General features: G+C 31.5%; 9 protein-coding genes. All 9 read left to right on the top strand.

All coding sequences use genetic code 11. The features are described 5' to 3' along the window. Window positions 1–145 precede the first annotated feature (145 nt). The 9 genes from ACKTTV_RS05230 (at window position 146) to ACKTTV_RS05270 (ending at window position 12340) form a co-directional block, all read left to right on the top strand. Window positions 146–3262, top strand: coding sequence for an RHS repeat domain-containing protein (locus ACKTTV_RS05230; protein WP_408029767.1), 3117 nt, complete (start codon window positions 146–148; stop codon window positions 3260–3262). 21 nt (window positions 3263–3283) lie between these two features. Then, on the top strand, window positions 3284–3700 hold the full coding sequence (locus tag ACKTTV_RS05235) for a hypothetical protein (protein ID WP_408029768.1): 417 nt from the start codon (window positions 3284–3286) through the stop codon (window positions 3698–3700). Between the two features lie 335 nt (window positions 3701–4035). Next, window positions 4036–4587 carry an REP-associated tyrosine transposase gene (locus ACKTTV_RS05240; RefSeq protein WP_408029769.1) on the top strand — a complete coding sequence of 184 codons (552 nt, stop codon included), beginning with the start codon at window positions 4036–4038 and terminating at the stop codon, window positions 4585–4587. Between the two features lie 602 nt (window positions 4588–5189). Beyond that, window positions 5190–5627, top strand: coding sequence for a hypothetical protein (locus ACKTTV_RS05245; RefSeq protein WP_408029770.1), 438 nt, complete (start codon window positions 5190–5192; stop codon window positions 5625–5627). An 813-nt stretch (window positions 5628–6440) separates the two neighbouring features. Continuing rightward, complete coding sequence (locus tag ACKTTV_RS05250; RefSeq protein WP_408029771.1) at window positions 6441–7355, top strand: hypothetical protein; 915 nt, start codon at window positions 6441–6443, stop codon at window positions 7353–7355. Window positions 7356–7368: 13 nt separating this feature from the next. Further along, on the top strand, window positions 7369–8316 hold the full coding sequence (locus tag ACKTTV_RS05255; protein WP_408029772.1) for a hypothetical protein: 948 nt from the start codon (window positions 7369–7371) through the stop codon (window positions 8314–8316). A 541-nt stretch (window positions 8317–8857) separates the two neighbouring features. Then, complete coding sequence (locus ACKTTV_RS05260; protein WP_408029773.1) at window positions 8858–9691, top strand: hypothetical protein; 834 nt, start codon at window positions 8858–8860, stop codon at window positions 9689–9691. Between the two features lie 1077 nt (window positions 9692–10768). After that, on the top strand, window positions 10769–11512 hold the full coding sequence (locus tag ACKTTV_RS05265) for a hypothetical protein (RefSeq protein WP_408029774.1): 744 nt from the start codon (window positions 10769–10771) through the stop codon (window positions 11510–11512). A 27-nt stretch (window positions 11513–11539) separates the two neighbouring features. After that, window positions 11540–12340 carry a class I SAM-dependent methyltransferase gene (locus tag ACKTTV_RS05270; RefSeq protein WP_408029775.1) on the top strand — a complete coding sequence of 267 codons (801 nt, stop codon included), beginning with the start codon at window positions 11540–11542 and terminating at the stop codon, window positions 12338–12340. Window positions 12341–12940 lie beyond the last annotated feature (600 nt).

Here is a 12940-nt window from a genome sequence, read left to right on the forward strand (position 1 = left end):
TAAATACGACAATGCTATATACTACAGTTATGATGTTCATGGAAATGTAGATAAAATAGCGACAAAGATTAATGATGATATCCTTGTTAGTTTAGGACAAAGAACTAAGATTGTTACCTATGATTATGATTTAATCAGTGGAAATGTGAATCAGGTGGTATACCAACCAGAACAGAAAGATCAGTTTATACATAAATATGAATACGATGCTGATAATAGAATCGTCAATGTAAAAACTTCACGAGATGGTATACTTTGGGATAAAGATGCAGATTATAAGTATTATGAGCATGGTCCATTAGCCAGAACAGTACTAGGAGACAAACAAGTACAAGGGCTAGATTATGTGTATACCTTACAAGGATGGTTAAAGTCTGTCAATGGAGAAGCGTTGACACCGGAGTCAGATTTTGGAAAAGATGGATTGGCAAACAAAGTAGGAAAGGATGTTTACGGATATTCACTAGCATACTTTAATCAGGACTATCAGGCGAGAAAGGCTAATACGACGGATTATTTAAAGGTAACTAATAGTCCCACTTTGCCACATAGCACCAGAGATTTATACAATGGTAATATCAAGGCCATGGTTACCAATATGCAAGATTTAGATAACAAAGCATTACCAACGGCATATAACCATTACCAATACGATCAGTTGAATCGTATTAAAAACATGAAGTCTCATTTAATAGGAGCTTCAGGAACCACTAATATTGAGAGTTCTTATGGATACGATCGTAATGGAAACTTAAAAACGTTAACCAGAACAGCGTTAAAGTCAGATGGAACTACTGAGTTAATGGATAACCTGAGTTATCAGTATGATATGCATGCTAGTACAGGTGTTAAAAACAATCAGTTAAGCTTGGTAAAGGATGCAGCCAATGCAACAATTTTTAATTCAGATATCGATGATCAGGAAAGAGCTTTAACAGACATAGGAATAACCTATACGCCTACAAATACGAACACCCATAACTATAAGTACGATGCCATAGGGCAGTTAGTAGAGGATAAAACCCAAGGCATTGAAAAGATAGAATGGAGTGTAAGTGGTAAAGTAAAATCGATTCAAAAGAGAATCGATGGTTATACACAAACCATTAGTTTTAAATATGACGGATTAGGAAACCGTATATCAAAAACAGATAGTGGCTATGGAAGAAGAGACCCTAACCCCATAACTACCTACTATGTACGAGATGCTCAAGGGAATGTCATGGCGGTTTACAAGAAGTCAATTCAAGACCGTCAAAACAAATTACATTTAGAAGAGCACCATTTATATGGAAGTTCACGTTTAGGAATCCTTACGGATGCTTTAGAGTTAGATAATACGAAGAAGAACACCGTAGCAGAAAACCTATACTTAAATGGCGAAGAAGTAACAGGAGGCGTAACCAAAGAGGCTATTAATGCCATTGTGGTATCTAATCAGAGTCCATATACAGTACAAGGAACTGCAACGGGAAGTTACACTGCTGGAAATATGATTCAATTATTACCAGGATCAAGTATAACTCAAGGAGCTAATGTAAGTCTAAGAACAAGTACAGAGCTGGCAAGTATTATACCAGACAATCAGTATGCGCGTAAGGTAGGAAACAAGCGTTATGAGTTAAGCAATCACTTAGGAAATGTAATTAATGTAATTACAGATCGTAAGTTGGTGGCAGAGCCAGAGGCTACGATTAGTTATCAAGCACATGCAACGATCACAGATATCAATTGGCAAGGAGCAGAACCAGAAGGAGCAATGCTCATGTTAATGCCAGAAGGAGGGCTACCTACTATTGGATCTTATGATCATGCACCAGGAAGTTATCGAATGCGTTTTGATGTGACAGATTTGTTAAAGACTAGTGATATAACCATTGCAATGTCTACAGATACCAATCCAAGTAATACAGCAGCATTTGTATATCAAGGAAACTTAAACATAGGAAACCAAACCTTTGAGTATTCGGTGAATGATTATCAGGTATTACACTTGTTGTTATTCTCAGCAGACAATGGTTTTACAGGAACAATTGAAAACTTCTTACTAGAAAGAGGAACTACAGATACCAACACAGGAGGAAATACCAATGGAGTTATCGCAGAAAACACTATATTTACACCAGAGGTAGTTGCTTATAACGATTATTATCCTTTTGGGATGCTCGTACCTAACAGGCATGGGCAAGCGGATTCTTACCGTTATGGCTTCCAAGGTCAAGAGAAGGATGATGAAGTTAAGGGAGAAGGGAATTCTATTAACTATAAGTTTAGGATGCATGATCCTAGAGTGGGTAGGTTTTTAAGTATTGACCCTTTGTTTGCTAAATATGCACATAACTCAGTTTATGCTTTTTCTGAAAATAGAGTAATTGACGGTATTGAGTTAGAAGGTTTAGAAGTTACACCTTACAAGAATAAATACAAAACCAATAAACCAGTATTTGTAAAAGGAGGAGGGTCTGTATCGAAGAGAGTTAATAATGCGATAGATAATATTTTTGGTTTTGTTGCTAATAACACTATAATTGCTGGATATAATGCTAGTTCTGATGCTATTAATACCACTTACAAATTAATTACAGGAGAGTATAATGATGTTACTTTAGGCGAAGTAATAACCAAAACATCTGTAGTTCTTGATAAAAAGACAGATGAAGTAGTTGATTATCATACTACAACCCCAGCAAGTCAGCAGCTTAGTGATGCTGGTGATGCCTTAACGACATTAGATAATTATGATGCTCCAGCTCAATTATTAATAGCTAAAAAACTAAATACTGGTACTAGCAATAGTAAGTTAAGTCCTAGTGGGAAAGCTCAAGGTTTAGCTAGTGCAACCGAAAAAACAATTCAAAATACAGTACCTACTAAATCTGTAATAGTATTTACTATAGTAAACAGTAGTGATGGTATGATTTTGAGGAGTTTACAGAAGAAGCTTGAAAAGTTAGCTGGTGAAAAACTACTTCCAAAATATAAAAAATTAGATCCTGATTTAAAAGCGGGGTATACAGGTTCCTTTAAGTCAGGTAAGGTTGGAAATCCTAATAAACCGAATTTTGGCGAGCCTATTAACTTAAATGAGTTTGATGTAGATTATTGGATTGAAAGCGATGTTTTGTTTAAAAAGTTCGGTGAAAAGTTACAGCCAGATGCAGATTTCAGGAAAGCATTAGGGGAAACACCTGGCTTTGAAGGATTAAAAGAAGGTATGAGTGGGTTTAGCATAAAATTTAAACCATCTTCCAAGAAAGAATAATTAATAATTTTTAGAAAAAATATGGATTCCGATAACATAAATAAAATGGAGTTTTTCGCTCTTAAAAGTAATTTAGATATTGAAGATTTTGGGAAAGAATTTTCTTCTTATTTTAATTTACCAGCTATGAAATATGATTTTGAAAATGATTATGAATGGTTGGAGGTACAAAGTGAAGGTGTAATCTACAATATTTCCAAGAGGAAAGTGGGAGTTGAGGATGAAGAATTAAATTTTCCTGATGAGTGTAATTATTCGATTGGTTTGATTTATACTAAAGATTTTAAATATGGTGAAAGAAATGTCACAGTAGAGTCATTTGGTTCGAAATTAGCTTTGTTTAATAATGATAATATATATCATTACAGGTCTTGGGATGGAGTGGGAAAAAATACTTATATGAATATTGTAATTACTCCCGCTAGCGATCGTTTGTAACGAGTGGCGAGTATGAGTAATCAATAACAATAAATATAGAGGCTACTCCGCTCCCGCTAGTTTGTAACTAGTGGCGTTTAAGAGTGAGCAATAAGAATTTAATTTTTAAAAATAATAGGAATAAAACCACAGCGATAGTTGTGGTTTTTTTGTTTGTTATGAGTAAGCTTTTTTAGCATTAAAACCACGTATTAGTGCACCTACATGAGCGAGTATGTCAAAGTAACGGCTACCGCTAGTTTGTAACTAGTGGCGGCTAAGAGTAAGCAATAACAATAAATATAAAAGCTACCTTGCATTAAATTGTGAGGTAGTTTTTATATTTTAGCGATGCTATGAGTAGGAACTATAAATTTTATGATAAATCGGGTTTATATTTTGTAAGCTTTGCTACAGTAAATTGGATAGATGTATTTATAAGGCAAGTGTATTATGATGTATTAGCAAACAGTGTAACATATTGTAGAAAATACAAAGGCATGGAGTTGTATTGTTATTGTTTTATGCCAAGTCATATACATTTTATATTTAGATCGTCCAAAGGCGAGCCATCAGAATTACTAAGAGACTTTAAACGACACACTTCAAAAAATGTATTAGAAGCTATTAAAAACAACATACAAGAAAGCAGAAAAGAGTGGTTGTTGTGGATGTTTGCCAGAGCAGGAAAGAAGAATGCGAGTACATCGGTGTATCAATTTTGGCAACATCACAATAAACCAATCGAATTATGGAGTGAAAAAGTTATCAAACAAAAAATAGATTATATCCATAATAATCCAGTGGAAAGCGGTTTTGTATTACATCCAGAAGACTGGAAGTACTCAAGTGCTAGAAGTTTTCAAGAACAAGACAGTATTTTGCCAATAGATATTTCAGGTTTTTAGGCTAGTTTTATGAAGAGTAGGCTTGTTTATCTTTAAAGCCCCCTGCTGGTGCGAGTATGTCAAAGTAACGGGCTACCGCGAGAATCTTTCTCGTGGCGTTTATGAGGGAGCAAAATAACAATAAACATAGAAGCTACCTTACATTTGTTTGTGAGGTAGTTTTTTATAGTTTTAAAGTTTCGTACTGCTCACTAATTTATAATTAGTGAATATGACGATACAGTAAAAGCAGAATGTTTTTTTAGAAAGCTTACTGGCTATTTTCCAGAATCTGAATGGTCAGAAGGGTTAAAGTTGCCTAGTACAGGTAGCTTAATGGAAGATATTATGATAGATATACAAGCTAGTATGTTGGTTAAAGATGAATTTTAACTATGTGGTACAGAAAATATAATTTAATTGATAGAAACGGAAGGGTCAAATGCCCGTGTTGTGATTTTAATTTAGAAGAACAATTATTCTATTCTTTTAATTTAAGAAAATGTACTAGTTGTTTAGAGGAGTTGTTTTTTCTGAAAACAGTTCGGTTTTTATATGTTATTCATCTTAGAAAATCGCCTGAATTTATTAAACATTTGTATTCATATATAAAAGATAAGCCAATGAATCAAGTATTTATAGAGCTTAAAATGTTCTTGCAATTATTTGAAGACGAGTCTAAAACTTGGAGTAACTTTTTAGGAGATAAAACATTTGACATAGCGGATTCTATCATCAGTGTTTATAATATTGAGATTGATGAAATATTTAATATTTATCTAGATAAAATAAGCGATGATTTCAATAGAAATATTGGATTGGCTGAAGTTGAATCTTTGAAGATCTCATTATTAAGTCTATCTCAGGATCATTTAAAATTGTATTATGAATATTTATTGGAATCTTTGATTTTGGTTAGACAGGATATAGATATTTCTGAAATTAATTTTTTAGATGGCTTTCCAGCTAATTTGAAGTTAGATAATTTAGTGTTCGTACGTAATTACCTGATTAGTTTACAAGATAATTTACCCTCAGATAGTGCGAGTATGTCAAAGTAAGGCTACCGCTAGTTTGTAACTAGTGGCGTGCATGAGTAAGTAATAAGAATTTAATTTTTAAAAATAACAGTAATAAAACCACAGCGATAGTTGTGGTTTTGTTGTTTCTTAGGAGTAAGCTTTTTTAGCGTTAAAGTCATGGATTAGTGCGTCTATAACCATAAAATTTTATCTTGTTCCCCCGCTGGAGCTAGCATATCAAAGTCCCCGCTCCCGCTAGTTTGTAGCTAGTGGCGGGTATGAGTAAGTAAATCAACAATAAGCTTAAAGGAGTCAGCAAGGATTTTGTGATTTTTAAAAATAATAAAATGCTGTTTTTTTTTGGAAAACTGAAATAATAACCTAATTTTACAACAAATTAATTGTTAGGAGTTTACTTCTAAAATTGTAAAAAAGAATATTAACAAATTGCTTAAAAACAGCTAATAATTTATTATGAAATTTTCTAAGACTAATAGAGCCACAAAGGCTTTATCGGTGTACATTGCATCTTGAGTTTGATGTTTTCTCAAGGCTTTATAGGAAGTGTTTTTGCTCTAATGAGAGGTCTATCTCAACCCAAACTTAATGCTTTTACTCCACTACTGGCGAAAGTATGGCAAAGTAACGACTATTGCCCCTCCTGGCGCAAGTAGGTCAAAGTAATGACTACCACGAGAATCTTTCTCGTGGCGGTTATGAGTAAGTGATTACAGTTAGTAACAATAAATTAAGTATAGTAAAAAGTTATCTCTTTAGTTGAACAAAGAGAAAGGTAAATAATTAAAATAAAGAAATTGTATAAAAATGGAAAAAAGCAAGGTTATATTAAAAATGCTGATATTATTAACGTCATTAACGAGTGTTTCTCAAAATACTTCAAATATCATAGGAAAAGGAGGGGTCTTTGAAGCCTTAGATGCTCAATTATCTGGGACAGCCACTGATTGGAAAGAATGGTTTAAATATGGAAAAGCATTGTCACTAGGAAAAGTAGTTGAAACAACGGAAGTAGGAGAAGAGGTTAGAAGGTTTAACTTTTATGATCTTTATAAGACTTCGTCTACTTTCCCGTCAGGTTCCTTTTTTAATATAAAAGATGCTAATAGCAAAGAGCGAATGCATTTTTCTGCTTGGGATGACTCAGAAACACGGTTTGCAATCTTTACTAAGGACAAAAAAGAAATCTTTAAGACTGGGAACTTATTACCAAGTCATAAGGACAACCCAACAAATGAAGATATTCATTTTGTACATTTAATAAAACCAAAGTCAAAACTATCTATAGGAACATGGGTAATGTATAAACCTAATCATGAGTTAACAGTAAGAGGTAGTGGTTGGTTTGAAGAAGATATTATCACGGAGAGTAAAATAGGTATCGGTGTTGATTCTTCAGATATTCCTACTGATTTTGAACTCGCTGTAAAAGGAGATATTATATGTGAAGAGTTAAAAGTAAAATTAGCTACTAAATGGCCAGATTATGTTTTTGATAAGAACTATAATTTACCAAGTTTAGAAGAAGTTGCTCGTCATATAAAAGAGAAAAAACATTTAAAAGGAGTTCCTTCTGCTGAAGAGGTTGAAAAGGAAGGAGTTTATCTAGGTGAAATTAATTCGGTATTGTTGAAAAAAATAGAAGAATTAACTTTGTATACGTTAAAGCAGGAAAAAAGGTTAAATTCGCAAGAGCAGGTGATTAAAGAACTTAAGGAGATGCTTATTGATATAAAAAATAATGAATAAAATAGTATAACTTATGCATTGGAAAATAAAAGCAGGTATACAAAAAGTATTATCTTATACAAGATTAGGAGATAGGTTTAATCATATTCCTGCAACTTTGCAAAAGCATTATTATGAAAATGTTTTTAACTATCAACTACATGAATGCATAAGAAAATTAAAAGAGACTAAACCATTTCTAGAAGGCAAAGAAAAAATAGCTTTAGAAATAGGTACGGGTTATTCAATAGTATCTCCAGTGATATTATTTCTTTTAGGTTTTAAAAAAATTGTTACAGTAGATATTAGTAATGATATTTCGATGAATACAGCGAAAAAACAACTATGTTTTTTTAGGAACCAGGCTTATAAAGCTATCGTGATGAAAAATAGCATTTATGAAGAAGGTGAGCTGGAAGAAAAAATTAATACACTACTGTCATTTACATCAATGAATAAATTGCTTGATTATTGCCGAATTACATATCTACCTAAATATACATTTGATGATATAGATGCACTAAATTATAAGTTTGATTACATTTATTCGCAAGTAGTTTTTGAACATATCGATAAAAAAACATTAGAAGCTCTATTTAAAAAAATGGAAAAGTGGCTGTCTAATGATGGTTACGGTGTACATACCATAAATTTTATTGATCACTTTGCAAATCCAGGTTTTTTTCAAGACCGCTCTATCTCAGAGTTTAATTTTTTAAGGTATTCAGATAAGTTCTGGAACTTTTGGACTCGTAACCCCATAGCTTTTACGAATCGACTTACTTTTCCTTTTTATTTAGACTTATGTGAAGAAGTAGGATTAGATGTGGTAAGCTTCAAAGGTAAGAACTATAGAGAACACAAACCTTTAGACAACTCTTTGATTCATAAAGACGTGCTAGATAAGTATAAGAATACCGTACGCATTGAAGATTTACAAAAATACCAAAGAGGAACTTTAGTTTTTAGGAGTAAGCCCTGATGGAGCTAGTATGTCAAAGTAATGGCTACCCTCGCTCCCGATAGTTTGTAACTAGTGTCGGGTATGAGTAAGTAAAACAACAGTAAATATCAAGACTACCTTAATTTGGGTTAATTGAGGTAGTTCTTTGTATTTCAAGAGTAAGATAATCATAGTCTCGCTTCCATGAGAAACTTTCTCGTGGTTGCTATGAGCAAGTAATTAACGTATTTTAGGAGATAATATGTCTAATAGTTTATGTAAAAGTTGTGTTACGCAAAGTAAAAAGGATCTTTCTAAAGAAAACAGGGAATCTGGTGTTGTACTAATTAAACCTGAAAGTTTGAATAAATGGGCTAAAAAACGCAATAGTTATTGTTGAATGGGATCCTAAATTTAATAATAAATATTAAGGACATGTAACGAATTCAGTAAAAGAGAATGATTTGTGGTAAATAAATCTTAGATGTTCAGAAAGAAGGAGGAATTATGTATGACTGGAAATGGTTAAAAGATAGAATTAAAGGAATAAGAGTAATGCTTCTAGAAGATAAATAAGTTTATGAATTTAGAATTGATAATAGATAAATTATTACGGAACGTTACCTTAATAAGGCGATTAGATTTAGAAGATGTCGTTTATTTGGAAGTGTCCGATTATTATGACTCCAGAGATATAGAAAACAATAATCCAATTTGGACTAACCATTGTTATGTATATCAGGTTTTTAAAAAAGATAGTAGTTATAAGAGATTGTCTTTTTTAGATTTTATGGCATTTCATTTAACAAGAGAGAATTTTCCCAGTTTTTTTGAAAAAGAAGAGGTTATTCTTGAAGATGTTATTAAACGAATAAAAGAGAATAAAGGAATTGAATCATACGATGTATTTGATTTAAGGGAGATTTATTTTTCAGAAGAAAGTGTACATGTTAGCTATTTTAATAACACTTATGACTCCTTTATTATAGTTACGGAGAGAGAAATAGTTGCGGATAGATTTTTTAAAACTTTTGAATATATTGGTGTTTCTTGCAAAAAAATGTTAGACCCTAGGTTTTTAGAAGTTATGGTAGACTTGGAGTTTAAATTAAAGCATCAGAATGATCTTTTAATGTTTGAAAAAACGATAATTGGGTTAGATAGTTTTTTGGATAAGATAAAGGAAGAAAACTATGTCAAGTTTGAGCTTGTTAACACTTTGGTTCATTTGAATTTTAAGGAAGAGATACTTGAAAAAAAACAAGTATTATCTGACTCAATGCCTTATATTATTGAATCAAATAATTCGAAGGTTATTGATTTTTTAGTTAATATTTTAGAGACTGTGTCAGTAAAGTATAATAGGATGCTTTATAATAAGAATTTAGAGATTAACCCGCACCTTGGCATTTAGCGATAGCGTAATGGCAAGAGATAAAAGGAATTTTAAAAAGAAACTATAACTATTATTAGCCATTTGTAATTGCAAAAATAGAAGTTAAAAAAGAAGCTACCTTACATTAAATTATGAGGTAGTTTTTTGTTGCTTAGTAGTAAGCTTTTTTTAGCGTTAAAGTCATGGATTAGTGCGTCTATTCTATAACCATAAAAATTTTATCTTGTTCCACTCGCTGGCGCAAGTATACCAAAGTAAGTGCTTCCGCTAGTTTGTAACTAGTGGCGTTTATGAGTAAGTAAACAACAGTAAATTTAAAGGAGTCAGCAAGGGTTTTGTGATTTTTAAAAATAATAAAATGCTGTTTTTTTTGGAAAACCGAAATAATAATCTAATTTTACAACAAATTAATTGTTAGGAGTTTACTTCTAAAATTGTAAAAAAAGAATATTAACAAATTGCTTAAAAACAGCTAATAATTTATTATGAAATTTTCTAAGACTAATAGAGCCACAAAGGCTTTATCGGTGTGCATTGCATCTTAAGTTTGATGTTTCCTCAAGGCTTTATAGGAAGTGTTTTTACTCTAACGAGAGGTCTATCTCAACCCAAACTTAATGCTTTTACTCCACTACTGGCGAAAGTATGCCAAAGTAACGACTATTGCTAGTTTGTAACTAGGGGGATATGAGTAAGTAATTTTATATAGATATTTCGGTGAAATACAAGAGCTCTTTTAATGCTAATATAAATAAATTAAAAACCTCATTATTATGAAATTGATATATTATGAAATAAGTGGGGAGGTAAAAATAAGCAAGGAGAATTTCTTTTATAAGAGAAAACTACTAAGCACTATTCAACTAATATAGTTTAAGTGTTTACAGAGAAGGAATTTACTGAACGTCGTGGTATTTCCATGTTTTATATTTGTAATGCTAAAGTAAGGTACACTAACAGTGATTTGTTATAGAGTTAAAAAATAAAAGAGTTGTTGTTCCTCTGCTAGAATTAATAATAATTATTGCTAAGTTCTTTCAAGATATTTGAAAGTCAGAATAACATAAGAATATTTTAATTTAAAATTGATCAAAAATGAAAAAACTAATTACATTAATAATCTCATTTATTAGTTATGTTGCGATGTCACAAAATACATTTCCATCTTCAGGTAAAGTTGGTGTAAATACTACTTTGCCACAGGAAGAATTAGAGGTTAATGGCACAACAAAAATGAATCAACTTATTGTTGGAAATAAAACTTCATTACCACCTTTTATTCATGCTTGGTATGAAGGTGGGGCTTATACAAATATTTTTTTAAATAATTCATCTCAATCTGAGGATAGAGGGCTATGGGGGATTTCGGCAGTTAACGGAGATTTTACTATTATAACAGAAAAAGATGATTTCTCTGCAGTAAACCAGGCATTTAAAATAGTAAGAGGTAGTGGTATAAATGTAGATAAAGTATTGTTTCCAATAGGTAATATTGGTATAGGGACTGATAATCCAGGTTTATGGAAATTAGCGGTTAATGGTAAAATAAGAGCAAAAGAAATAAAAGTAGAGACAGGTTGGTCAGATTTTGTTTTTGAAGACACCTATGACCTTCCTACCTTAGAGGAAGTGGAAGACCATATAAAGTCTAAAGGGCATTTAAAAGATATTCCGTCAGCTAAAGAAGTAGAAACAAATGGGGTGTTACTTGGTGAAATGGACTCGAAGCTTCTTCAAAAAATAGAAGAATTGACATTGTATATGATAGAATTAAACAAAAGAGTTAAAACACTAGAAGAAGAAAATAAGATTTTGAAAGAAAAGTTAGTTGAAAAATAATAAAAAAATTACTTTCTTTGTTACGATATGGCTCAGAATCAATATTTAAACTATTTGTCAAAAATTAATAGCGGTTTTATTCATCCTAAAGGTGAAGCTTCAACAGATATCTTGTTAAGTGAGTTGGATATAAAAGAAAATGAAACCATTTTAGAATTAGGGTTTGGAACAGGTTCTACACTTATTAAAATTTTAACTTTGACAAAGAAAGTTAAGCTTTATGGCTTGGAGAAAAGCCCTCTAATGTTGAAAAAGGCATTAGCGAGACTTCGTTTCTGTGGAGTAAAGGATTGTGTAAATCTGAATTTATTAAACATTGATAATAGTATTCCATTTGAGTCAAATTTTTTTGATAAAATTTACGTAGAATCTGTATTAAGTATTCAGGAAGGTGAAGATTTGGTAAGCATGTTGTCGGAATTGTCTAGAGTGTTAAAAACTAATGGGGTTCTCTGTATAAATGAACTGTTATGGTCGCCAAATACAGATCAAGATAAAATAAATTCTGTTAATGCGTTTGTAAAAGAGAAGTTCGGTATTATTCAAGCCAACGGGAAGTATAAATCTATAGAAGACTGGTTGAATCTAATGGAGTCGCGTGATTTTAGAATAAAAATATCAAAGAATATTAGCAATATACCTATGAAAAGAAGTTTTAAAACGAGGTTATTAGAGATTCGTTCACTCTTTTTTTCAATTTTAGGAAAAATAAAAAGAAGAGTAAATTCTAAACTAAAAAAAGAGTCTATAGGTTATGATAATGCTATGAGTTTACTAAATAAAGACTATAAATTAGAACCGTATTTAATAGTGGCTTACAAGAAATAAGTTTCATCCTGTCAAAAGAGTAGGCCTCTTACAAATTATTTTTAGGTTCTATTGTCTCCTATTAGGTGAATTAATAGTAAATATGGGATTTGTAAAGAATTAAAAAAATCAAAAAATAGAAAACTACTAAGGATTATTTGCTTGGTAGTTTTTTTATGCGATTGATTTAAGTTTTGCATTTTTGATAAGGGCATCAATAGTATAAAGTATATACTTTTTATCTTCTGGGTTAAACTTAGAAATATCTTGAAACCTTTTAAGTGCCTCATAATCTTTGAAGAGTTCAGCATTATTATTTCCCCCTCACGCCCGCTAGTTTGCAGTTAGTGGCGGTTAATAGTAAGCAAACCAACAATAAATAAAATATACTCAATACTTGATGTAATAGCAATAAATTAGTGATGTTGTTAATGATTTTGCAATTTTTCAAAATAATAAAGTGTTGTTTTTTTTGGAAAACCGAAATAATAATCTAATTTTATAACAAATTAATTGCTAGGAGTTTACTTCTAAAATTGTAAAAAAAGAATATTAACAAATTGCTTAAAAACAGCTAATAATTTATTATGAAATTTTCTAAGACTAATAGAGCCACTAAGG

Source organism: Tenacibaculum xiamenense (genome assembly GCF_964513065.1).
GTDB lineage: Bacteria > Bacteroidota > Bacteroidia > Flavobacteriales > Flavobacteriaceae > Polaribacter > Polaribacter xiamenense.